The sequence below is a fragment of the Wenyingzhuangia sp. IMCC45467 genome (assembly GCF_054111205.1).
Genome location: NZ_CM134196.1, coordinates 2,856,896 through 2,882,769, shown reverse-complemented (window position 1 = coordinate 2,882,769; position 25,874 = coordinate 2,856,896). Strand labels below are relative to the sequence as shown.

At 34.4% G+C, this 25,874-nt stretch carries 13 protein-coding genes; all 13 read right to left on the bottom strand.

Translation table 11 applies throughout. The annotated features are described in order from the left end of the window. Nucleotides 1-2 precede the first annotated feature (2 nt). The gene (locus tag ACXGQT_RS12240) at nucleotides 3-1,925 is read right to left on the bottom strand and encodes an exo-alpha-sialidase (RefSeq protein WP_457828879.1); all 1,923 of its coding nucleotides are present in this window, start codon (nucleotides 1,923-1,925) and stop codon (nucleotides 3-5) included. A gap of 70 nt (nucleotides 1,926-1,995) precedes the next feature. Then, nucleotides 1,996-3,375 carry a pectate lyase family protein gene (locus tag ACXGQT_RS12235; protein ID WP_457828878.1) on the bottom strand — a complete coding sequence of 460 codons (1,380 nt, stop codon included), beginning with the start codon at nucleotides 3,373-3,375 and terminating at the stop codon, nucleotides 1,996-1,998. Nucleotides 3,376-3,428: 53 nt separating this feature from the next. After that, nucleotides 3,429-6,176, bottom strand: a complete 2,748-nt coding sequence (locus ACXGQT_RS12230; protein WP_457828877.1) for a glycoside hydrolase family 78 protein — start codon at nucleotides 6,174-6,176, stop codon at nucleotides 3,429-3,431. 123 nt (nucleotides 6,177-6,299) lie between these two features. Next, on the bottom strand, nucleotides 6,300-7,862 hold the full coding sequence (locus ACXGQT_RS12225) for an MGH1-like glycoside hydrolase domain-containing protein (protein WP_457828876.1): 1,563 nt from the start codon (nucleotides 7,860-7,862) through the stop codon (nucleotides 6,300-6,302). Between the two features lie 224 nt (nucleotides 7,863-8,086). Beyond that, the gene (locus tag ACXGQT_RS12220; protein WP_457828875.1) at nucleotides 8,087-10,543 is read right to left on the bottom strand and encodes a glycoside hydrolase family 95 protein; all 2,457 of its coding nucleotides are present in this window, start codon (nucleotides 10,541-10,543) and stop codon (nucleotides 8,087-8,089) included. A gap of 317 nt (nucleotides 10,544-10,860) precedes the next feature. Further along, nucleotides 10,861-12,264 (bottom strand): acetylxylan esterase, encoded by a 1,404-nt coding sequence (locus ACXGQT_RS12215; protein ID WP_457828874.1) that lies wholly within the window; start codon nucleotides 12,262-12,264, stop codon nucleotides 10,861-10,863. 8 nt (nucleotides 12,265-12,272) lie between these two features. Continuing rightward, the gene (locus ACXGQT_RS12210) at nucleotides 12,273-15,050 is read right to left on the bottom strand and encodes a glycoside hydrolase family 78 protein (protein ID WP_457828873.1); all 2,778 of its coding nucleotides are present in this window, start codon (nucleotides 15,048-15,050) and stop codon (nucleotides 12,273-12,275) included. A gap of 1 nt (nucleotide 15,051) precedes the next feature. Continuing rightward, a complete protein-coding gene (locus ACXGQT_RS12205) occupies nucleotides 15,052-16,902 on the bottom strand; it encodes an exo-alpha-sialidase (RefSeq protein ID WP_457828872.1) in 1,851 nt (616 codons plus the stop codon). A 186-nt stretch (nucleotides 16,903-17,088) separates the two neighbouring features. Continuing rightward, the gene (locus tag ACXGQT_RS12200) at nucleotides 17,089-18,009 is read right to left on the bottom strand and encodes a glycoside hydrolase family 43 protein (protein WP_457828871.1); all 921 of its coding nucleotides are present in this window, start codon (nucleotides 18,007-18,009) and stop codon (nucleotides 17,089-17,091) included. A gap of 4 nt (nucleotides 18,010-18,013) precedes the next feature. Beyond that, nucleotides 18,014-19,585: a glycoside hydrolase family 28 protein gene (locus tag ACXGQT_RS12195; protein ID WP_457828870.1), complete on the bottom strand. Its 1,572-nt coding sequence runs from the start codon at nucleotides 19,583-19,585 to the stop codon at nucleotides 18,014-18,016. A gap of 9 nt (nucleotides 19,586-19,594) precedes the next feature. Beyond that, complete coding sequence (locus ACXGQT_RS12190) at nucleotides 19,595-21,007, bottom strand: glycoside hydrolase family 140 protein (RefSeq protein ID WP_457828869.1); 1,413 nt, start codon at nucleotides 21,005-21,007, stop codon at nucleotides 19,595-19,597. A gap of 12 nt (nucleotides 21,008-21,019) precedes the next feature. Further along, nucleotides 21,020-24,175, bottom strand: a complete 3,156-nt coding sequence (locus ACXGQT_RS12185) for a DUF6298 domain-containing protein (protein WP_457828868.1) — start codon at nucleotides 24,173-24,175, stop codon at nucleotides 21,020-21,022. A 28-nt stretch (nucleotides 24,176-24,203) separates the two neighbouring features. Further along, entirely contained in the window at nucleotides 24,204-25,865 is a 1,662-nt protein-coding gene (locus ACXGQT_RS12180) for a polysaccharide lyase (protein ID WP_457828867.1), read from the bottom strand. Nucleotides 25,866-25,874: the final 9 nt, after the last annotated feature.

Here is a 25,874-nt window from a genome sequence, read left to right as displayed (position 1 = left end):
AGTTATTCCCCTTTAAAAACTTTTTTAAGGTATGCCACGTTAGATCCGTAGTTTGCTTTTCTATCGTGAACTCTCGTTGTATCCCTAGAACGCTCTACAATTAACCAACCTTTCCAGTGCATTTTATCTAAGGTTTCTTTAATTTTTGGTAAGTCAATGGCAGGATCATTTTCAATCCAATTCCCATCTGTATTAGAAGCGTGAATTTGTCCAATATTATCACGTCCTAAAATTTTTAATTCTTTAGAAATATCTTTTCCATGCTCAATGGCATTAGAAAAATTAAAAGAAATTTTTATGTTTCTATTCCCTATTTCTTCCAATAATTTTTTCTCTTCAGTTGCATCTAACGAAGTTTCAATAGCAATAGCTCCTCCTATTTTACCAACTTCTTTTCCTGCCCAACGCAAACGTTCTACAATAGCAGGTCTTAATTCAGGATTTTTCACCAAATCTCCTTGGGTTCCCAATGGTAAATAAGCTATTTGAACGTTAAACTTTTTCATGGTTTCTATACAATCTGATACCATTCTTTTTACTGTTGGTCTTTTTGCAAAAGATTGTGCATAAAAACCAGACATGGCAATAGAACTTATTTGAACTCCTAAAGAATCTGATCTTTTTCTGAATTTATTTACCTCTATGGTATCTCCAAATTTGCTATCAAAAGTTTCTCTATTCCCTAAACCTCCCATATCCATTTCAATTCCATCAGCATTGATGTCTTTGGCAAACTGAAAAGCACTTAGTTTTTGACGTTTTAAAATCATCCAATCACACACTGCCACTTCATATCTGTCTTTGGTAGGACCTGGCCACACTCCTTCTTTTATAGGAAAAGTCACCAATTTGCTAGGATCAATTTTTACATATTTAATTCTTTGTCTTCTCCAAGTATAAATACAGTGTAACATTCCATCTGATCCTTGAATAATAGATGGATAAGAATATTGACTAATTTTAGAATCTTCTAAAACCAAAGCTGCGTTCCAGTTAATTCCGTCTTTAGAAATAGCTATATTTAAAGGACTTCGGTAACTTTTATTCATGTCTTCACTTGGCCAAACATGGTTATATATCAAGGCATGTTCTCCGTTTTTCATAGTTACAGCATCCGTTCCAGAACTATTATTAGGCATGTTTAATAATTCTAAATCAGACCAAGTTTTTCCATCATCTTCAGACCAAGTAGTAAATAAGTGTCTGTTTCTTGTTCTACCTATTTGTTGAAGTTTTCCGTTTTTATGAAACAAAATACTTGGCTGAATAGCATTGATATCTTTTTTTCCTTTTGGAAGTGTGTCTCCCATTACCCATGTTTTTCCAAAATCTGGAGTAGATTCCATTCGCAAATTCCATCCATTCCCTTCTATGCTTGACGGTAACAATAAATTACCATTTTTTAACAATTCTGGTTTGTTTTTAATAGGCCCTAAAAATCCTTCTGGTAATTTTTCAGCAGCAGACCAAGTTTCTCCTCCATCAGAAGAACGTTTTAACATTCCCCACCACGTAGATGGACTAGGTCCAATTTTATAAAACAACATCAAATCCCCATTTGGAATTTGATATAAAACAGGATTCCATGTAGGGTAACGTAATGTATCATTTTGAATTCCATTGGCTACTTCTACCCCTTTTGTCCATTTTCCGTTTTTGCGTTTACTCACATAAATACAAACATCTGGGTTTCGCTCTTTGGTTCCTCCAAACCAAGAAGCCACCAATTCTCCTTTTGTGTTTTCTACAATAGTAGCAGCATGACAAGACGGATATTCAGCTTCTTCATAAAGAAATTCTTCGGCAACAATTCCTTCTTTCCAAGTTTTATCTTCTAAAGCTATCTTTTTTTCTACAGGTGTATTTTTACAACTTGCTAAAAACACTAAGCTCAAAAGAATAAAAACTACCTTATTTTTTCTCATTATTTTTTTCATTTAATTAAATTTCAATCAATTACTTTATACATTAAGATTCATTAATTCTGAATCATTTTTATATGCTATTTAAATACTCTTCTAACATTGTATAACCATCTTTACCTACAAGGTTTCTATCTTCTGAGTTATGAACATCTAAACCTTGTTTCTTTTCCCAAAAATCTGGCATACCATCGTGATCTGTATCTTTTGGAGCAGGAATACTTATTAATTCTGGCCAACCACCAACATCATTCTGATTATCAATAATTCCTGTAATTAGGGATCTATCAACAACCTTGTGACTCTCTTTATAAGAAGCTCCTTCAAATGTTGCATATCCTTCTTTTGTTTCTTTAATAATCCTAGTATCAACAGAATCTCTTTTGGGTAATGTTGCCCCTGTATTTTTAAGAACAGATTGAAATGCTTCTCTAGCAGATTGTTGATGAATAGGCATGGACTTCCATGGTTTTTCTTGTTTTAATTTATCTAGAGGAAGTTTTGATTGTACTCCTCCATCCCAATTATTTCTAGAAACTTTTTCATTTCCTTCCATAAAGTTTTCTGCAACATACCATTTACCAAAATCATCAATTTCATTTCTAAAACTAGGGTTTGCAATACGATAAGAAACCTCTCCTGGTTCTGTTGCTGGTCCTGGTTTATAATAATTGGCAACCATATTAATAGCTGTAAACTTGAATTTATCATTTCCTTGTTGGAATGCCTCACCACCATAACAACTATTATATCCCCAATTATAAATTACATTGTTTCTGTAATCAGTATATCCCGAACCAGAAGCAAACCTAGGATTTCTACTTGAGTGATGTGCTAATAAATTATGATGATAAGTACTATGATTTGACCCCCAAATACCTCCAAAACCATGAGAACCTTTTACATGATTAGACTTAGACATACTTTCTGCAACCAAACTCCATTGCACAGTAATGCTATCACAATGATAAATAGACATGGTTTCATCAACAGACCAACTTGCCGAAATATGGTCTAAAATAATATGTTTTCTATATCTACTTGAAATTGCATCAGAATCGTCCCCTGATTCATCACCCAAACGGACTCTTAAGTATCTTATAATAACATGATCTGCTCCAATATTCAATGAATAATTCTTAATACAAATACCATCTCCTGGAGCCGTTTGCCCTGCTATAGTTATATAAGGATGTTTAATTTTTAAAGCACTTTCTAAAGCAATTGTTCCAGACACTTTAAAAACAATTGTTCTTGGCTCTGATGCTTCAATTCCTGCTCGTAAACTACCTTCTCCTTTATCATTTAGATTTGTAACTTCATACACAACTCCTCCACGACCACCTTTGGTAAATTTACCATACCCCTCGGCAGTTGGAAAAGCAAGTTGTTGAGAATTTGATTTGGAAATACTCAATATTGACATTAGTATCATTAAAATCTTAATTTTCATTTTTTTTATTTTTTAAGTTGCTAAATGATAAAACCTACTTTACTTAATAACTCTTAATTCACTTCTATTTTATAAGTCCCCGATTTTAAGGTCAATACCAATTTTTCATTTTTTATTTGATAGTCTTTTTTACTGGATGTTAACCTTTGTCTATTCACTTTTACATCAGAAGCTTTTGTAGTTGGTAAATACACCAATGCCGATGTATTTGCAGGAATGGTTACTTGCCATGTTAACTTATTTCTTTTAATGTTCCAATAACTTTTTATCAATCCGTGGATAGAATTGTAGGATGCGTTTACATAACTTAATCCTGCTTTAAAATCTGGTTTCATGATGATTTGCTTAAATCCAGGATGTGCTTCGCTAGATTTAATTCCGGCCATGTTTTCATAATACCAAATCATTAAATCTCCCAATAACATCACATGATTTTGAGAGTTCATTTTTGGATCGGCTGTATTTCCATTCCACAATTCCCAAATAGTAGTCGCTCCATTTTCTACCATATATCCCCAACTAGGATATGTTTTGTTTGATGCTAATTGATAAGCTAAATCTCCTCTTCCAAAATCAGTTAAGGTTCTCATTAAAAATTGTGTTCCCACTACTCCGGTACTTATATGTCCTTGTTTGGTAACTTCAATTTCATTAACCATATTTTTAAAAACCTTCTCTTTTAAATTGTCTGGCACCATATCAAAAGCCAATGGTAATACATTTGCTGTTACGGTATTATTGGCATAACTAAAGGTTTCTTTGTGAAAAAATTTATCGTTAAATGCTTTTTTTACACGATTTGCCAAATCATCATAATAAACGATATCCGCATTGTTTTCTCCCGAAATTTTTGCAAACTTTTTCATCAATTGCAATAAATGATAATAAAAGGCACTTGATAGCAATTCTCCATCTGTTAAACGTGTAGGATCTTGAGAACGAATAATCTCTAAAGATTCTGGCGGTACACACCAATCTCCATATTTGTCTTTGGTCATCAAATCATTTTTCAAATAATTGTCTTCCATGTACAACAACCATTTTTTCATGTAGGGATAATGTTTTTTAATACTTTCAGTGTCTCCGAACTGGGTGTGCAACATATCCGCTACTTTTATATAAGCTCCTTGCCAAGTAACACCATCACCGTAATAACGCCAAAACGCTGGAGCTACATCTGGAATTCCACCATCTAAGGTTTGTGAGTATTTTATATCGTCTAACCATTTTGCATATAAAGTCTGGTTGTTAAAAATGAAACTTTCTCCATAAGCTCCGGTAGTTCTATCTCCCAACCAAGGTTGACGTTCGTTACGTTGTGGACAATCAATAGGCATTCCTTTGTAATTCCCTCTAATTCCCCAATAGGCATTCTTAAAAATCTGATTCATGGTTTCGTTAGAACTCTTAAACGTTCCAACAGTCTCCATTTCATCATAAACCACTTTCCCTAAAAAATCATTCACTTTAGGAGCATGTGTAAATCCTGAAAGTTCTACAAAACGAAAACCGTGATACACAAATTTAGGTTCCCAAACTTCATCACCTTCGCCTTTTAAAATATAATAATCAGTGGTTTTGGCATCGCGTAAATTGGCAATATATAAAGAGCCATCGTCTTGTAAAGACTCTGCAAATTTCATCGCAATTTTATCGCCTTTATTTCCTTTTACTTTTATTTGCAACCAACCTACCATGTTTTGTCCCATGTCTAGAATGTAAGTTCCTTTAGATGTTTTTTTTATCGATACAGGTTTTACTGTATCCATTACTTTCATGTTTGGAGTCATTTGCCCTTCGTAAAAACCTCCTGGTTCTTGTACCCACATTAAATTCATCCAATGGCTATCATCAAATCCTACTTTGTTCCAATCTTTAATTTCTTTACGGGCATCATACGTTTCTCCATCATATTCGTTATTTGCTCTAATAGGTCCATTTGGAGTAAACTTCCAACTTTCATCGGTTTTTATAATTTCTTTGGTTCCGTCTTCATATTCAACAACAAGTTGTAACGCCATTTTAGGAAACCCAAAACTTTTTATTTTATAAGGTTTGTACTCTTGCCTCATGGCAAAAAAACGTCCATTACCCAAAATGGTTCCTAAAACATTATCCCCTTGTTGAAGTTGATTCGTCACATCAAAAACATTGTATTTTACATTTTTTGTATAATCGGTTGGCACAGGAGCTAACACCTGATTCCCTATTTTTTCTCCATTAACATAAAATTCATACAATCCCATTCCCATGATAAAGACTTTGGCTTTCTTTATCTTTTTTTCTAGGTTGATTTGCTTACGAACATAACGAGCTGATAATTTTGAAAACTGCCCAACGGTATCTCCTGGAAACAATTGATTGTATCCAATCCATCGGGTAGATTTCCACTCCGCATAAGTTAAAATTCCCATGCTCCAAAAAGCAGATTTGCTCCAATTACTCTCTCCTTTATTGGTCCATACTTTTACTTTCCAATAAGCTTCATCTTTGCTATCTAATTTTTTTCCTGCATAAGTAATATTTACAGAAACATTGCTATTTACTTTTCCACTATCCCACAAATCGGCCTTGTTTTCTGCTAACTTTTCTGATGATGAAGCCACTAAAATTTGATAAGCTGTTTGCTCTAACTCTGTTTCTGATGTTTTTATTAGCCAACTCAAACGTGGTTGCAAAACATCAATTCCCAAAGGATTGGTTAACATTTCGCATTGTAAATTGTTTAGCGATATGTTTTTTTGGGCAAACACATTACAACTAACAATTAATAATAAAATATGTAAAAAAAGTTTTTTCATGCTTTTTAACTTATGTCTTTAATAAACGTCATTCTGAATTTATTTCAGAATCACATACTTTTGTGAACTAGAATCATCCTTCGACTCTGCTCAGAATCTAGTTCAGGTTGACAACTCTTGGATTTATTCAGAAATTACCTTCTCCAACTTACTTGAAGCAGCCACTTCTTTTCCATTTCTAAACACTCGTAATCCTTGACCTTTGTGATATTTTTCTCCTGTTTTGTCCCAAACAATTGTAATAATATCTCCGTGATATAACACATTATCTAAACAAAACCAATCCCATTGTTCTTGTGGAATTAAAGGATTGACTTCTATTTTTTCATCGGCACGAGGACGTAATCCTACCAAACCAGTAATCATTAAATCGTTAAATGTGGAGTGATTGTAATAACGGCTACGCTCTCTATCCCCCATTAGCCAATATCCTGTAGTTTCGTCTAAATACTCCCCAATATATGGACGACCACGGTAGTATTGAGATTCTACATACAAATTCATTTGTTTAAAATAATCGTCCTTGGCCACCACACTCTGATTGTAGTTATTCAATACATTTGCCATCGCTGTTAAGGTTTGTGATGTTGCAAAAGGCCAAACTGCTCCATCCCATTCGCAAGTTCCTGTACCGTGACTTCTAAATCTCGTACTTCTACGTTCTGCTGTGGTTAAACCAAAAGGAGCTGCAAATCCTTCTTCATCTTTTACCTGCTCCCAAGCGTTTTCAAATCCTTTGTTTTTAGAAGGTAAATTAAAATACCACGGAATAAACCCAATCGCTTCACGAACATTTGAAGAGGTATCTTTTTCTGTTAAAGTCTCAAAAAACAAGTCTTTTTTATTCCATAATTTTTGTTCTACCAAGTTTTTTAACTTTTCTGATTTGGCTTTAAAGTAAGCTGCTTTATCCGTATCTCCATTCATGGTTGCCATGGTTTGTAAAGCTTCGGCATTGGCAAACATATAACTATTAATGGTTGGACGTGCATTACGCACATGACGACCTCCACTCAACGATTCTTCCATACCGTCTTTTACATCGTTTTGCCAAAACAAACCGTCGGTACGCTGACGTTCTTCTTCCCAACGTGCATAATCTGAAACCATGTCTGGATAAAAATCTAACAAGTATTTTTCATCCTTATTTACCAAATAACGATTGTACAATGCATCGGCTGTCCAACTACTAAATTTGTGTAATTTTTTCATCGGTTTTCCTTCGTTTCCACGGTACCAAATATTTACATTTTGTTCAATGTATTTTGGATCGTGAACCCAACGAAATTCATAAATATGATGCCCCAAAGCACAAGCTATTAAATTGTATTTATCTGCATACGACCTATCCACTAGAAACTCAGTAATGGCATAACCTTGAGGAGTGTTGGTAATGTGTTTTCGCAAACTCCACCAACGGAAATAATACATTTCTTCAAAATTATCTTGCGGACATTCAAATAACGGAATATTGCTTTTCATCCAAGTCCAAGCACTATCATTAGGAACTGCTTTGGCAATATTTTCATCTTCCATTCTATTAAAATAATCGGCATAATGTTTAAAATCATCTGCCTGTAAAACGGTTTTTGAATTAGGGATTTTCACCTCTGAAACCGTTTCTGAAGATTTACATCCTGCGATTAAAACAGGTAATACCAGTAATAAATATTTTATTTTGTTCATTTGCATCTGTCTATATTAATTTGTTCTCGATACGATTTTTCGTTCCTCAAAATCACTCGAACTGACGTTAATTTATTCTATTAAAACCTCTTCAGTTTGAGTGATTTTTACAAGGATTCAGTTGTAAAATTTGTATCGAAAACAAGAGGGTTTAAAAACTAAATTTAATTATCGATAAATTCCTTGTTCCGAAAAACCACTAGAACTGACATTAACTATTTATGTTATTTCCCGTAAAACGTATAGGTTTTCCCTGCTTTCATAGCAATATCATACTCTTTATACTTTGGCAACGTCAATTTTTCAATATTTGCTTTTTTAGAAACAATTGGTTCTTTTACCGCTACCTCATAAAAGAAAGGATTTTTGTTTTTTCCTCTGGCTTTTTTCAAACTTGCTCCTGTTAAAGAAGAAGTCAGTCGCAACCTACAATTCCCATCTTTTGAAGCTGTAATTTTTAATTTTGATACTTTATGATTCTTCCAAGTAATGTCTATTTCATAACCACCTCTGGTTTTTAAGCCTTTGATGTTTCCATGTTTCCAAACGTCTGGCAAAGCAGGCAATAAGTGAATAGCTTCTTCGTGACTTTGCATTAACATTTCTGCAATTCCCGCTGTACACCCAAAATTTCCATCAATTTGAAAAGGTTGATGTGCATCTAACATATTAGGATACGTTCCTCCTCCTTTTCGTTGATCTGCAGTGACCAAATGCAACTGATCTTGTAACAATTTATAAGCGTGATTTCCATCTAACAAACGAGCCCATAAATTTACTTTCCACCCCATAGACCAACCTGTAGATTCATCTCCTCTATATTTTAAAGATGTTTTTGCTGCTTGAAACAATTCTGGAGTTCTAAAAGGTGATATTTGATTGCTAGGAAACAATCCGTACAAATGCGATACATGACGATGATGATCTTCTGGATCGTCCCAATCAATTAACCATTCTTGCAACTGACCATGTTGTCCAATTTGCATTGGAGCCATTTTTGTCAAAGTTGTTTCTAGTGTTTTTGCAAAGGTTTCGTCTTCATTTAAAATTTTTGTAGCACGAACCAAGTTGGTAAACAAATCAAAAATTAACTGATTGTCCATCGTAGTTCCTGCCGTAATGGTCGATTTTCCGTCTTCTCCTCCATGGGTGTTTTCTGGAGAGTTTGAAGGCACTACTACCAAATATCCCGAATTAGGATCGGTAATCATAAAATCTAAAAAGAACTGAGCAGCTCCTTTCATAATCGGGAAAATTTCCTTTAAAAACGCTTCATTTCCTGTGTATAAATAACGCTCCCACAAATCTTGACACACCCATGCTCCTCCTGTTGGCCACATTCCAGAAGCCGCCATATCTATAGGCCCAGTAATTCTCCAAATATCCGTGTTGTGATGCAACACCCAACCATTGGCATTGTACATTGTTTTAGCGGTTTCTTTCCCTGTTTCTGCCACTTCTCTAGCTAGCTGAATAAAAGGCTCGTGCATTTCCGAAAGATTGGTCAACTCCGATGGCCAATAATTCATTTCTGCATTGATGTTCATGGTGTATTTACTTTCCCATGGCGGGAACAACATATCGTTCCAAATACCTTGTAAATTGGCTGGTTGCCCACCTGGTTGTGAAGAAGAAATCAATAAATAACGTCCAAATTGAAAATATAAAGCTGCTAATTCTGGATCAAACTGACTGTCGAATTTTTGAATACGAAGATCTGTTGGGTCTTTTGCTATATTGCTTTTTCCTAAATTTAAAGACACACGATTGAAAAACTTTTGATAATAGTTTACATGCGTATCTTTTATGGTTCCAAAATCCTTAGCAATGGCTTTGTCTAAAAACGCTTTGCTTTTTGCCACATAATCAGCAGAAATATCTTTATAATTCACAAAATTGGTCGCTATAGAAATATAAAGCACCACCTCATCGGCTTTATCTACACTAATAATTCCGTTTTTTACAGACAGTTTTCCACCTTTATTTTTGGCAGCCATACGTCCTTGAAATTTCACTCTACCTTTTTGACCTTCTACCGTACTGGTTACTCCCGCTAAAGTCACTTGTTCTTCTTCGGTAGTGCTTTTGGTTTTATCAAACGGACTGTTTAAAAACGCATTACAAGTAATCATTCCTGGTTTGTTGGCAGATAGTTTTACAGCCACTACATCATTTTCAAAAGCTGATAAAATTTCACGCGTATATTCTACACCATCAACCGTATATTTTACTTTGGCGGTGGCATTTTCTATATTTAAATCACGATAATAATTGGTGTAATTTTGATGTCCTGGAAAGGAAATATACACACTCCCAAAGGTTTGGTAAGGCATCCCATTATTGGTTTGCGAACGAATGTCTGAGGTCGCTAAATCTTGTGCTTCTTTGTATTTTCCATCAAAAATAAGTTGACGAACTTTTGGCAACGCTACCAATGCTTTTTTATGAGCATTGCTATTTGGAGAACCCGCCCAAATGGTTTCTTCGTTTAATTGCAAACGTTCTATAGCTGGATCTCCAAAAACCATGGCTCCTAAACGACCATTTCCTAATGGCAAAGCTTCGTTCCAAATTTCTGCTGGCTTATTGTACCAAAGTTTTAAGTCCTGAGCACTTAATTTTTGAATTCCTAAAACAACTACAAAACAACATATTAGAATGCTATTGCTTTTTATTTTCATACTTACTAATTGATATTTTTATCTGATTTTATTCCGCTTATGATTTGATAAAAAGTTAATCATTATTTCTTGTTAAAGAACTGTTTTATTGAATAAAACAATTCTTATCTTTTACAGAATTGATGAAAAAACAACCGAATAATCAGATAAACACATGCTTCCCACCGTAATTATTAAACTTTTAATAAACCGACCTTAAATTTATTAATCTTAAAACTGTTCGATTCATAAAAATGTTCGGCGGTTGATTATATACATAAAGTACATTCCAACCGCCTTATATACATCTACTACAAAAGAAGTTTTTTAATCAATCTTTATTGATGGGGTCTTAAGTTTACCTCTCCAAACAACTGGTACAAATCATCTATACTTTTCACAGCGTTTTTAGGTAAATTTTCAGGATTGTTTCCAAACACGTATAAATTTTCATAAGGTTCAATGGTGATGGTAGATTCGTCAATTTCTCCTTTTTTATTGGTGATGTTCTCCAAACGCAAGTCTAAATATTTAGCCATAAAAGGATACATTGCTTTTCGTTTAGAGACTTTATAATTATGTCCCTCTTTTGGAAGATGAACGTTTTTAACAACTTCTTTTTTTCCATAAAAACCATAGATACGTTCTATAAAAGGAAATTCTACTTCAGGAGTATTTTTTGTCCAATCGCCACCATCAGAAATTAGTAACTGTGGTTTTGGTGCAGCCAAGGCCGCTATTTCTACATTATTGGTAGCCTGACCACATACATGAATTCCTCGTCCGCTTTCACAAGGACAACCTCCAGAATGGTATGCCGATACCATGACTACAGGAACAGACACGGTTACTCTTTTATCTAAAGCGGCTAAAAATACTGTTTGCGATCCTCCTCCAGAACCACCTGTTACCCCAACTCGAGACATATCAGCATGTTTTAATGTCGATACATAATCTAACAAACGCATCCCGCTTAATACTTGAATGGTGGATGCAATGCTATTTCTGTGTGTTGTTGATGGAAATTGTAATTGCGATTCTCCCCAAGCAAACAAATCGTAATTCACAACAATCGCTCCCATTTTAGCCAACATGGCACAACGAATTTGTTCACTCTCGCGATAACGACCATCACCAAAATGTCCGTTTGGAGATACAACAACCGCTTTTTTTCCACGCAATGGATACGGTTTGTAAATAGAACCTGTGGTATAAACTCCTGGTAAAATTTCTAAAGCGATATTTTCAACCGTGTAACCATCATACTTTCTTTTTTTGGTTACAATGGGTTTAGAATCTGGCATTTTTGGAGCTTTGTCCAATCCAAAAGCTGTAAACATACAAGCTTTTAACTCCGTAACTCTTTCTTTCCAAGTTGCTTTATCTTGATACTGTGAAGCCAAAAACTCTAATTTTTTAAAAGCCTTTGCTTCAGTTAATTTGTGGTATTGAAATGGTTTTATTTTATAACTTCCATCACCTTGTTTTACAGCCGACAAATTAAAAGGACTCAATAAATTAGCAAAGGTCACTTCTATATTGGTCACATCTATTTTCCATTGTGCGTACTCCACTTCTTTGTTTTTTAACAAACCATCATTGTCTTTAATGTTTACATGAAAAACAGCTTTGACACTTTCCATTGTTTTGGATAATGATTGTTTAAAATTTGTATCTGATGTTTGTGCTTGCATCCCCACAAACATTAACAAACAAGTTAAAAGGAGTGTATATTTTTTCATTGTTCTTTTTATTTACATAAAATACGATACGTTCCCGAACCTAGTGTAAATGTTGGTTTTTCGTGTTCTAAGATAAATTCTTCAAATGACTTTCCATTGACTAGGATTTGTGATGAAGCTTGAACAGGCAACTTTAATGTAGCCGATGTGTTGGCAGGAATTTGAACCGTAAAAATTGTTTCTTTTGCTGTTTTTTCCCATTCGGAAACAATAGTTCCATACACCGATTCGTAACTCGATTTTACAAAGGTCATATCTCCTACAATTTCTGGTTGAATAAAAAAGTGCTTAAATCCTGGTTGCTGTAAATCTGGCTGTATTCCCGCCAAATGCGTATAAAACCATTCTTCTATTTGCCCCATCATAAAGTGGTTCCATGAATTTCCTTTTCTTGGATCCCATTGTTCCGTTAAGGTAGTCAATCCAAATTTTATCTGAAAACCATACCCTGGTGTATCGTAATGATTGTTCATTTTATACATCACTTCATTTTCTCCATTTCTAGCCAAAGCTTCAAATAAATAACGGTTACCAACATCACCTGTGGTTAACCTATATCCTCTGTTTTTAATATCTACTAATAAATTGTTCATCACCGCTTGCTTATCCTGTGGACCTACAATATCCATAAATACAGAAACAGCATTGCTAAACTGACTTCCTGTTCCGTATTGTTTGGTTTCTTTGTTAAAAAACTTGTTGTTATAAGCTGTTTTGACATTGTTTGCTAAGGCTTGATATTTAACAATATCTTCAGTTTTATTTAAATGCTTTGCTGCTTTGGCAAACAAGTTTACTGCATAGTAATAATGACTAGTTGCAGACAACGCAATTGGACTATTTTTTGAATATCCTGCTGCATGTTCTCCGTAATCGTACCAATCACCTAAACCATAGTCTAAAATGTAATTATCTGACTTTAAGGTCAAGTAATCTACATATTTTTTCATCACATCGTAATACTCGCGAATTAAAGAATCATCTCCATAATATTCGTAATACATCCAAGGTAAAATGACTCCAGAAACACCCCATTCTGGAGAATCGGTAAAATCGCCACCAAAAACCACATATTCTGGAGCAATGGTAGGAATCAACCCATTTTCTCGTTGCGCATCTTTAATATTTTGCATGATGCTTGGAAAGTAAACTTTCATGTTGTAATTAAACATCAATCCAGGTCCGTTTAAATGTGCTTCTTCTAACCAACCTAATTTTTCACGATGTGGACAGTCTGTTAATACTGCTTGAAAATTACTTTTAATGGCATTGTTTATCAGCTCATGGGCTTTGTTAAAAATTTCATTTGAACTTTCAAACGTTCCTGTTTCTCCTGCTGAATTATAGATGAAATTCGATTTTAAATCCACCAAAATTGGTAAAGAATCTACTCTAGTTTCTTTATAGTTAATATTCTCAATTTGCATGTACTGGTAACCATAATAACTAAACTTTGGCTGCCAAATTTCTACATCACCTCCCTTTAAAGTGTATTCAAAATAATAGGGTTTTCCAGAACGTCCTTGACTAATACTTCCATCTTCTTTTAAACCTTCACCAACCCAAACACGAACCTTTTGTCCTTTTTTACCTTTTACTTGAAGGGTTGGAAAACCAGATAAATTTTGCCCCATGTTAAAAACATATGTGTTAGGTTGAATTTGATTAAATTCTTTAACATGAAATTGTTTCTGAATGGTTACAGGTGGAGCCGTTTGTGCTTTTAAAATTCCTTTGGGAGCTTTTTGAACTATAACAGACTTCCATGCCTTATCATTAAAATCTGCTTGATTCCACCCCTTTTGTTCTAAATTGGCATCGTAATCTTCTCCTCCAAACATACTGTTATAGGTTATTGGACTTTTACTGTACTTCCATGTTTTATCAGATTTAATTATACTTTCAGAACCATCAGCATAAGTTATTTTCATTTTTAAAAATAAGGTTGGAGGACCAAAACTCACAAAAAACTTAGCATAACGGGCTGCCAACATATTGTACATTCCATTTCCTAACAAAACACCAATGGCATTGTCTCCGTTTTTTAAAAGTGATGATGGAACTTCGTATGTATTGTAATTTACAGATTGATCATAATCTGTCCACAAGGGAGCAAATTCACTATTCCCAATTTTTTCTCCGTTGATGGTTAATTCATAATGCCCCAATCCAGAAACATATACCACGGCTTCCTTAATTTCTTTTTCAATCTTAAAAAGTTTACGTAACATAATACTTCTTCTTGACAAAGAATCTGAAGCATTGATGATAGAATCTCTTTTTGATCTTTTAAATGTTGCCGTATGAAAATGTCTTCCTTCGGGTAAATGACTATCTTCTTTTGAAATGGCTCCAATCCATGTTGGTTTTAGACTTTCTGTTGATGGAACTGTTCTAAAAAAAGCTGTTTTACTCCAATCGGAAGCTTCATTTTTTTGATTCCATACTTTTACTTTCCAAAAATATTTGGTTTCAGCATTTAGTGATTGACCAATAAAAATCAACTGACTTTGATTTGAGGTAACTCTCCCACTATCCCAAATATCTGCTGTATTTTCTTCTAGCTTTTCTAGAGAAGAAGCTATTAAAATTTGATAGGCAGATTGTGATACGTTAAAACCTGTAGCAGTTAACCGCCAACTTAACCTTGGATGATTTGCAGCAACAGCCAATGGATGCTTATTCATTTCGCAAGTCAATTCTGTTACCTCAAAATTGGCATTCTTGGCAGATGTACAAGCTGTTAACACAGCCATGCAAATAAATATGACTTTTAATATTTTCAATTTATAACTTTTTTGTAGTTAATGATTTTATATGAAATACCGCTTCTGGAATTTTTGTCCCCGTAAAAGGTAAATCATCATAATCTTCTTTATCTGCAGGAGTGTCTGGTGTTGGAAAATGACGTTGCTGTCCCGTACGGAACATAATACGCTCAATACCATTTGCAGGAGCATAAAATATTTGACGAGATGCTTTTCCTCCATTCACACTAACGGTATACGATCTTGAGGTAGTGTCTAAAACGACCTTAACAGTATATGTTTTTCCTGCCTCGTAATCTGATATTTTTCTAAAACGAGAACCTGCTTTGGTTTTTAAAACGCCATCCTCATCAAAGACCAAACGAATAGATGGTAAGCCTTGTTTGTTTTGAAACTCCACTTGTAACAAACCATGATTATTTTGCTCTGGAGTAACCGTAAACTCAGCTTCCATTTGTTTAGCAAAAGGAATGACACGTTCTACACGAGCATAGTCAAAAGGATCTTGATCACGAAGTGTTAGTGTTTTTTCATTCTTGTTTTTTTCAATTTCTGCTGAAGCCCAAGACAAATTATAGGTGTTCCAAAAATCTAGTTCATGACCGTCTTTCATTTTATCAAAAACCTCATCAACATCATTTTCTACGGTACTTTTAACAGGTACCGGAACAGAAGCTACCCAAATATCTTCTTTGTTTACGCTATAGCTTACCCATAGTTTTCCATCGTCTGGAGTTCCGTTATTTTCTGTAATTCCACGAACATATTGTGGTCCATACGATTTGTAATTTCCTCCATAACGCATCGGTGTAATTTCTCCGTGTACCAATAACAAATCAGTATACTTTAAACCATCATCACTGGTAGAAATTGCCAAAGGCCAACGATATTCCGATGGGTTATAAACAGTTGCATAACGACCATCCGTTGTTTTTTGTCCCCATATTTTGGCATTACTATTCACAAAACCCGGAGCTCTCAAAGGTCTATACTCCCATGTTTTTCCATCATCTTTACTTAATGATGTTAAAGCATGTTTCCATAAACCAACCACATTACCATTTGGTAAATGATAATAACTAAAGGCTTTGTATTGTTTTTGTAATGGAATTAACGGATCATCTCTATCTGCTTCTTCCACCCATTGTTGCATTAATAAAGGTTGCCCTAATAATTCTTCACAAGCTTTTTTAAATCCTCTGTCTTTACTTTTTTTATAAAATGGGAAATTGGTGTTTTTTTCATTCCAACCATGGTTGTATCTGATAAAATAAATAGGCCCTAAAGATCCATCTTTTTTAATTTCACGAATTACACGACCAATTCCTTTTCCATCATTAGGACTGTCTTTTTCGTCCATAGAAATTCCGTAAAATGCCAAAGTAAAAAGTCGATTGTCTGATGAGGTAAAAAAACCCATACGCTGATGCATGGTTGCTGTTAAGTTTTTGGCCACCCCTGCTACTCCTTCTTTTTGATAGCCATCTGGGATACTATAAATAGGAAAAGCTACTTGAGGGAAACTCCAATGTTCTCCATCTTTAGAGTTCATTAAAAAAGTTTGACTTGGCGGAATGTGTTCCCCCGATGGGTCGCTTAAATAATTCAGGTAAAAAGTTCCATTCCAATATGCCATATTTGGAGCATGATTGTATGTCCAACCAAAACCATCGGCCTTTTCTGGATGTTCTCTACTCGCTCTCATTACTTGCGTGGCATGTACCCCAACAGCCAAGGGTAATTGCCCATGATGATAATCTACGTTTGATAATGTTTTTCCGCTATAATGTACTGTATCTTGTTGAGCAGAAACGGTTGCCGTTCCACCTGCAAACAAAAAAGCCACTGCTAAAAATATATGACGTTTCATGTATTATTTTCTATTTTAGGAGATGCTGAAATAAATTCAGCATGACCACATTTATTTTTTATTCTTTTGAAGGTCCCCCTGAACTGTCACACTGAGCGCAGTCGAAGCGTTGTTTCAGGGTCTCATCGTTAATTTACTTTCATTTCTTTGAGATGCTGAATCAAGTTCAGCATGACGATGTCTTATTTACTTTTCTTTACTTTCTTCAATTAAACCCTTCAATACTTTTTCCGAAATAGTGGTAATCGTACCGTGTTTGTGCCCCTCTGGAAGTTGAATTTGATCAGTAACATCTTTAAAAGTTTTAAAATTGAATGTTTCTACTGCTTTGTAATTTTTCTCTCCGTAATTGTCATAATAAATCAACCACTTTCCATCTTTTTTTAAGACCGTTGGTCCTTCCGATAAATGTCCTGAAAATGGTTCTGTCATGTTTGTAAATGGTCCGGTTGGTGATGTTCCAAAAGCAACTTGTATATCTCGTCTTGGTCTGGTATTGTCTTTTACAATTAAAGCATAATCGTTTTTAGCTTGTTTTACAATCACACAATCAATTACACTAAAACCTGGATCTAAAAACAATTTGGTTTCCGAAAATGTTTTAAAATCTTTAGTGGTTACGTAATACATTCTGTGATTGTTATCTTCAGCTTCAATTCCTTTTTCAAATCTAAACGGAATGGTTGATGCCCAAATAATAATATATTGATCTTGCTCATCATCATAAAAAATTTCTGGAGCCCAAACATTTACCACTGATGGTTCATGTTTCATTACAGGAATGTATTGTTGCTCGCTCCAATTGATTAAATCTTTAGAACTTGCATAACCAAAACCATTGCCACCTTTCCAATCAGTCGTCCAAACCATGTGATATATATCGTCCTTCCCTTTTACAATAGAAGGGTCTCTCATTATTTTACTAGCTCCCGCTTCAGGTTTTAGATAAGGACCTTTTAAATCTTGCCAATGATAACCATCTTCACTAGTCGCCAAATACAATCCGTCTGTAGCTGGTTCTCTAAAAGAAGTAAACAAATACATCTCTTTTTTAGATGCGCATCCAAAAACAGTGATAAACCCTAAAAAAGCTATTATTTTTTTCATAAGCTTAATCAATCTTGATTTTTGTTTTTACCGATTTCCCTTTCTTTAAAGGTGTTTTAACATTTTCAAAAACATTGTTTTTTACATAAATCCCGTTCGATTTTTGTCCGTCTACTTCTAAAAACAAATCTGTTTTTTCCATGGGGAAATTATTCTGAATAACCATGTTTAAAGCATTATTCACTTTAATTACAGCCGTATCTTTTATAGGTATTGTGGTGCTTACATTATCTAAAACAATGTTTTTAGAATTTTCAACTTTAAAAGCACTTCCTATAGATGCATTCACTTTTACATCGTGAAACTCTACATTGGTAGCGGTATCAATAGAAAAACCTTGCTCAGCACTCATGTTGATGTCTGAAAACGTAATATTATCTACAGGCATTTCTGGAATTCCAATAACTTTTCCGGCAGTATTGATATTGGTTCCTCTAACATTGCTAATGTGAATATTTCTAAAAACAGGAGTTTTTTCAGTTACAGGACCTTCAACCGTATTTTTATCGTAAAACAAATTGATCATCACAGCCTCTTTTTTAATATTGTTCATTACAATATTAGACACACGAATGTCTTCAACCACACCACCTCTACCACGAGCAGCTTTTAAGCGAATCCCTCTATCCGTTCCATCAAACACACAATTAGAAATCACAACTTTTTTTATCCCTCCAGACATTTCGCTACCAATTACCACACCTCCGTGACCACTTAACATGGTGCAATTGGTAATGGTTACATTTTCTGTAGGAGTTGCCCATTTTCTTCCATCGGCATCACGACCAGATTTAATGGTAATACAATCATCACCCACACTAATATGACTATTTGAGATGTGTACATTTTTACAAGAAGTTGGATTGATTCCGTCTGTATTTGGAGAATATGGATTAAAAATGGTAATACCATCAATTTTGATGTTATCACAAAAAGCAGGGTTGATTGTCCAAAAAGGAGAATTCTGAATGGTTACTCCCTCAATTCTAATATTTTTACATCTATATGCTTGAAATAATGGTGGACGATGAAATAAATAACTTCTGGTTCTTTTGTAATAATCTTCCGTTTTCAACTCTTTATTTGCTTCTTGAGTCATTTTTTGATACTTGGTCAACGGCAATTTTTCTTTGGTAGATTCTATTCTCCAAATTTCTTTCCACCAAGCTTCTCCTTGACCATCTATAATTCCACGACCTGTAATGGTTATATTTTCTGCATCTTTTGCATATAACAATGGCGAAAAACTTTTCATGACCGTTCCTTCCCAACGCAACTCTACAAAAGGTAAAAAATCATCAAAGTTTTTTGAGAATTTTAATATTGCTCCTGCTTCTATATGAATGACAATGTTGCTTTTTAACTTTAAAGCTCCCGTTAAATATTCTCCAGCAGGAAAATAAACAGTTCCTCCTCCTTGTTCAGCAGCTTTATCTATAGCTCCTTGAATAGCATTGGTACATAATTCTCCTTTGTTGTTTCCTCCTGCTTCTAAAATATTAATCCAACCATTGTTTGCACTTGCATTTAAAGCAGTGCATAGGGTTAATAAAATAATAATTCCTATTCTTTTCATTGTACTTTCTTATTTTGATGTTAATACCAATACCCAATCATTCCCCTCTGCTTGTTCTCCTGGCGGATTAAAAGTAAGTGCTCCTTTATTAGAAAATTCTCCAATAGCCGTAAGCTTTCCATTTTTAGGATTGTACCAATTTGCCTTTACTTTTTCTCCTTTGATTTTTTGCATATTTATCTGCATTTCTCTACCGTTATAGGTATAGATTAAAGCAAAATCTTCTCCTCTTGTAGCAGCTAAATAATCGTATTTTTCTCCTTGATTAGCTACCAAAGAAGCATCTGGAACTCTATCAAAATAAGAATGAGACAAGATCAATTCTTTTAAATATTTCATTTGTCCTGCTCCAGGATCATTCAAAGCATCTACCCAATAAGTTTTACTTCCATAAGCTTCAGGAATTTTGTGGTTGGCATGCATTTGCATGATATGATTGTTTCCATATGTAAACCCAGCTGCTCCAGCAAAAACTGACCAATAAGCATAACGACGTAAATCCTTAGCCTTCCAAACTGGCTGTAAGGTATCGTGTAACCCTTGTGGAATTCCTTCGTAAGATGGCTCCCCGTCTAAGGTTGGTTTTACAGGTTCTAAATTAAAATCTACTTGTACAAATTTGTAATTATCTTCTCCGTAATTTCTTTCCGTATCATCTTGATCGTAACGTCTGTGTCCTGATTGAAACATGTTAAAATCTAACCAAGATTCATTATGGAAATCATCTGAAGAATCTGTTCGTCCTCTTGGATGAAACGTTTCTAACAAATCGGGAAAGTTTTTATGTAACGTTTCTCCTATAGCATTCCATATTTCAGTATTTTTACTTCCATAAGTATCACCGCCATTTAGCCAAATAATGTTTTTACGTCCCTTAAACCTTTCTGATAAAAAATTAGCATAAGCCTGAGCTTGTTCTAAATTTACCTCTCCACCTGCAATGGGAGATCCCCAAACAGGCACCATTCCCAAATACAATCCTTTTTCCTCGGCAACATCTAAAGCGTAATCTATATGATCCCAAAAATCATATTCCTCTGGCTTATTAAAATCGTTTCCTTCAGTTACCAAAGGTTTAGACAAATCTTGATTGACCAAAGCCGAATCTTTATAAACATTAGCCACTCCTAAAGAGTGAACCGTCATAATTTGAATGATATTAAACCCTTTGTCCTTCCTATCTTGAAAATACGTTTTGATTTCATCTCTATTCAACTTATTAAATGTCAACCATCCTGTATCGGCCAACCAAAAAAATGGTTTTCCTTCTTTGGTTTTAAAATAATGTCCATCTGTTTCTAATTGTGAAATGGTTGGTTGTTCCACTTCTTTTGATTTTTCTTTTTTACCATCCGCACATGATGTCATTATAGACACCACAACAACAGCTGTAATAAATTTAAAAATGTTTCTATTTTTCATGTTGATTTACATTTATTTCTTTCTAATAAAAGCGATGGCTTTATTTTTTGGAGCTTTTAAGTTTATTTTTTCACCTCCTTTAATGGTTGATTTTGATATTAATTCACCATTGCTAGAATCAATCCAATACAGATTAAATTTTCCTGATTGGTTTGATAAATCAATCTTAGCAGATGTGCTATTTATAAAATAAAACACATAAGATTCTCCTCTGTTCTCTAAACTCCAAACCTCATTTTTAGATGATGTATTTGGTGTTGGGTTCATTAAAGCAAGAGCTTTGTTAAAACCTTCAACATTTACCATTGGAATACTTGGTAAAGATCCACCTGCCATTAACACTGACCATCCAAATCTTGGAGCTGCATGGGTAGAGTACAACACCATTTTATCTGGATATTTTTCTCTGTATTCTCTTACCGCTCTGTATACCTGCTCATCCGTTTCTTTACCTGTATTCATTTTACGAGCATGCTGTCTTGGGGCTAAGTTTTTTCCACCTTCTGGAGCATAAACAGTTCCATCTTCTCTATAATGCCAATATTTTATATCGATAACATCTACAACTTTAGACCTCTCTTTATCTTTTAAAATGGCATCTTGTACGTCTTTAGTGGCTGCTAACCCAACCAAAGTTTTGTTTCCATTTTTGTTTTTCCATTTGGCAGCTTCGTCTATCCAAAACTGCATAAAATGTAAAGGCCCTGTATATTCTTCACTTGTAAACTGAATAACATTGCTATTGTCTTTAAAATTATCAAAAGACTTTTGAATGTATTGTTGATGTAATTTTTTACGATTTTCATTGCTTACATCGTAAAATTGTTCAGCCATAAAAATACGCTTGTCTCCTGCATATGGTGGCGGTTCTGGAAAATCTGTTCCGTTTACATTGTTGATAGATCGCCAAGGAGAACTAGACCAATGTGCTCCAGCTTCTATAATATTATGTTGAAAATATTGTTGATGAATTAATATTTTTCCTTCTACTTCACTTGCATTTGCAAACCTTTGTAAACGATCCCAATACCAAGTATTATATTTGGTTAAATCGTATTTACTTAAATGATCCCAAGCCAAACCTTGTCCTGTTCTAGCAAAAGGTTGCTCATAAAAAGGAGGCCAAACATCTGCATCTATTCTGCGAATGCGTTCATGATCGTCCATTCTTCTATCATACCATAATCCATAATTATGATCTAAAGCAGCAATATTGTTTTCTTTTAAATAATCTACAACTTCATTAATATTATCCGTAAAGGCTGTCCCTCTTTTTCCTGGAACAAAACGAGTAATATGTGGAGTAGATTGAGCAACATCTCTTTTTCTTAAGCTACCTCTCCACCACATTACATTGTGTTTTTTTCCTGTAACTAATTTATTATTTGCAGTAATTTTTCCATCAACAACCTGAATTTTTAAGGTTTTATTTGATGTTTTTTCTGAATCATTAACTTTTAATTTGTTTGCATTTTTAACGCTATTTGGATAGATTGGAATTTCTTGTAATGCAGAAACTTCAGCAATCCATTCTGGTAAACTTTTTAACTCTTGTTGTGCTAATTGGGTTAGTTCTGTTGCCTGCTCTATAGTTGGACTTGATGTTGGCTCTATTCCTACATCAAAAACATACGGCTTAAAAGGAAGTGTTTCTAATCTATTTTGCAACTGAGCATAAAACAAACTTCTTGGCGAAATATGATTATTCACATCAGACCAATGCCCATTTCCTGCCCATTGCCCCCAAACTCCAAAAGCCCAGTTTTGAGCAGTTGGCGGACTATAACATTCTATTTTTGATGCAGAGGTTTCCCAAATAACACTATTGGCAGCTGTCCAACCAGCACCTCTTCCATTTTGTTCTCTATTGTTATAACTTAAAGCTTGACCGTCAATATATGCTATATCAAATAAAACACCTGTTGCCCAACTCCCAATGGCTCCACTATTTGAATATGCCAAATGAGATTCACATTGTACAAAAGCATTAGGCCCAGTGGTTCCTAATCCTCCGACAGCAAAATCGTGATAACCATATTCTGAATAACAACGTTGAAACAATGTTTGTTGCCCCTCAGTATAAAAAGTATGACGTCTAAAAGCTGCAATTTCTGAAACAGGTTCTGTGGCAATACAATCTTGTACCGTTATTTGTTGTGCTGTTTTTAACAAAGAAACAGCCCCTCCTACAAAATGTTTAAAATGCACCTGACGAACCCAAGCATTTTTTACCGACTTCATGGCAATTCCTAACCAACGATGTTCTTCATCTTTTGGGTTTGATACATCAAAAGTAGAGATCATCATTAAATTTTCTACTCCTACATTTTCAATTCTACCTGGCCATGTATAGGTAATTATTTTTGTAGTTTCATTAGCATCTTTATTCAAAGCCATAGTTAGAGGAGCGCTCAACTCTATTTCATTTCCGTTCACATTTCTAACTTGACGATTCCAATTGATATCAAAATCACGAGTTTTCCATCCAATCCAACCTGTTTCTCCTCCATAAAAATCAGTTCCTAAAGTTTTAATCCAATCTTCTGTAATAGGTTTATGAATTAAAACTTCATCATTCTTTTTTATTTTTGAAGGATTCTTTATCCAAATTTTATTAGATCCTAAAGGAGTATAGGTTGACAGTATATCTAAGGTATCTTTATACATTTTATCATCAACTCCTAAAACTCTAATAACCGCTTCTCTTTTGACTCCTGTTCCTTGTAAAACCGTTCCGTTTTTTGAGGTTCCACTACCACGTAACACCACACCCGATGTTTTTAGATACAATGTTCCGTTTACTTTAAAAACCCCTGGTGATAAAAGAACAGCTCCACGTATTCCGTTTTTATCGGCTTTTAAATTTGACACATAATCTATTGCTGCTTGAATAATTTCGGTAGCATCTTCGGTTTGATGCGAAACCACAATTTTATTCTCTACCGTTGGAATGGCTTTTTCTGATGCCATATAACCAGCATAAGAAAAGTCTGGAATTTGGTTTCCTAAGCTATCTGCAATACTTTTTACACCATTCCCGTTTCTTTTAATACTAGGATAAAAGTCTTGAGAAAAAGAATTTAAGGATATTAAAATAATTAGCAAAAAGGATAAAGTAACTTTATCCTTTTTAAACCAATTTACATGTTTATCAATTGTGTTGCACATGTTAAAGATTGCTTTAACTGTTATTAATTTACTGTAACAAATCTTCTTGTAAAGTATCTGTATTGTTTGCTAAATTTTTCCAATCTACTTTTTTAGTTGGATCAATACCATTGATGTATTTTTCAATATTTGTATACCCATCACCATTTAAGTCTTGATTAGCATCTGAAGGATCCTTTGGATTTAATCCATATTTCTTTTCCCATTTGTCAGAAATTCCATCTCCATCAGTATCTCTATAGGATTTTCCTTTATAATCAGGATATCCACCTACTTGTTCAATACTTGTAATGATTCCTTTTTTATAAGAATCTGCAGGCAAACGTCTATGAATAAATTCTTTTCCAATGGTATTTTCTAATCCATCTTTGTATTTAATTTCACCAGTACGTACTTGTTTAATAACACGTTTGTCTATATCATCACGCTTTGGCAACGTTGCACCTACATTATCTAACACATAATTATATGCTTTTTGAGCATCCATCAACTGTACATTACTCAATTTAAAAGGAGTAGTTTGTTTTAACAATGATAAATCTTTCATTCCTTCTGGTTGCACTCCACCGTTCCAATTGTTTTTGGTTACTTCTGGAGCCCCTTCTACAATATTTCCATCAACATAAGCTCTACCAAAAGATTTAGGTTGATAATATCCTGATTCTGGTTTTAAAATTCTGTGTCTAATAGGCTCATCTTTTGGAGTCATGGGACCTGGCTTAAAATAGTTGTTTACAATATTAAACATAGATCTATAATCCCCTCCATCTAAAGAACGATTCCACCAATTAAATAACACATTGTTAGCAAAATTAAAATCTCCATACATTCCAATGGATGGGTTTCTAGAAATATTATTTGCCCATAAATTACGCACAAAAGTGCTATTTAATCCTCCAATAGTACTACCAAAAGCATGGTTATAAGTATCTAATCCTTCTGATGAAATGGTATTTTGAATGGTAATATTTACCGTTGGTGTTTTTCTTTTCTTAGCTTTTGGATGCTCTAAAAACATGTGTCGGTATAATGAAATATTTTCATCCAATCCCCAACTTACCGAACAATGATCTATAATAATATTTCCTACTGGATTTCCTCCTAAAGAATCATCTCTTCTGGTAACATCGGTAGCACCTCTCCTAAAACGCATATGGCGAATGATGACATCGTGAGTATCTATCAATACAGATTCTCCTGCCACACAAACTCCATCACCTGGAGCTGTTTGTCCTGCAATAGTTACATAAGGAGCACGAATACTCAACGGTTTTTCTAAACGAATAATTCCAGAAACGTTAAAAACAATAGTTCTTGCTCCTACAGATTCTAAAGCCTCTCTTAAAGTTCCTGCTCCACTATCTGACAAACTAGTGACTACAAATATTTTCCCTCCTCTACCTCCTTGGGTAAAAGCACCTCCACCTTCAGCTCCTGGAAAAGCAGGTATTTCTGCTTGAATTAAATCTTTTGGATAGGCTGCCCATGGAATATAAGGACGACCTAATTTGTTTTCTTCTTCAATAATATGGTAATTTTCTTGCCAAATTTTCTGCAATCTAACTTCTTCTTTTGCTAACATTGCATCTGTTTTAGCCTGTAAATCATGAGGTATTTCTGGGTATTGAGCAAAAGCTGATGACATGCTCAACAAACTAAATAATAGTCCTGATTTTATGATTTTTTTCATTGGGGTTTT

Coding starts and splice junctions, on each gene's coding strand:
- ACXGQT_RS12200 (WP_457828871.1), bottom strand. CDS start 18,009: ATGAAAAAAATAATAGCTTTTTTAGGGTTTATCACTGTTTTTGGATGC.
- ACXGQT_RS12230 (WP_457828877.1), bottom strand. CDS start 6,176: ATGAAAAAACTTTTTTTACATATTTTATTATTAATTGTTAGTTGTAAT.
- ACXGQT_RS12190 (WP_457828869.1), bottom strand. CDS start 21,007: ATGAAAAATAGAAACATTTTTAAATTTATTACAGCTGTTGTTGTGGTG.
- ACXGQT_RS12225 (WP_457828876.1), bottom strand. CDS start 7,862: ATGAACAAAATAAAATATTTATTACTGGTATTACCTGTTTTAATCGCA.
- ACXGQT_RS12205 (WP_457828872.1), bottom strand. CDS start 16,902: ATGAAACGTCATATATTTTTAGCAGTGGCTTTTTTGTTTGCAGGTGGA.
- ACXGQT_RS12185 (WP_457828868.1), bottom strand. CDS start 24,175: ATGTGCAACACAATTGATAAACATGTAAATTGGTTTAAAAAGGATAAA.
- ACXGQT_RS12220 (WP_457828875.1), bottom strand. CDS start 10,543: ATGAAAATAAAAAGCAATAGCATTCTAATATGTTGTTTTGTAGTTGTT.
- ACXGQT_RS12195 (WP_457828870.1), bottom strand. CDS start 19,585: ATGAAAAGAATAGGAATTATTATTTTATTAACCCTATGCACTGCTTTA.
- ACXGQT_RS12240 (WP_457828879.1), bottom strand. CDS start 1,925: ATGAGAAAAAATAAGGTAGTTTTTATTCTTTTGAGCTTAGTGTTTTTA.
- ACXGQT_RS12215 (WP_457828874.1), bottom strand. CDS start 12,264: ATGAAAAAATATACACTCCTTTTAACTTGTTTGTTAATGTTTGTGGGG.
- ACXGQT_RS12235 (WP_457828878.1), bottom strand. CDS start 3,375: ATGAAAATTAAGATTTTAATGATACTAATGTCAATATTGAGTATTTCC.
- ACXGQT_RS12180 (WP_457828867.1), bottom strand. CDS start 25,865: ATGAAAAAAATCATAAAATCAGGACTATTATTTAGTTTGTTGAGCATG.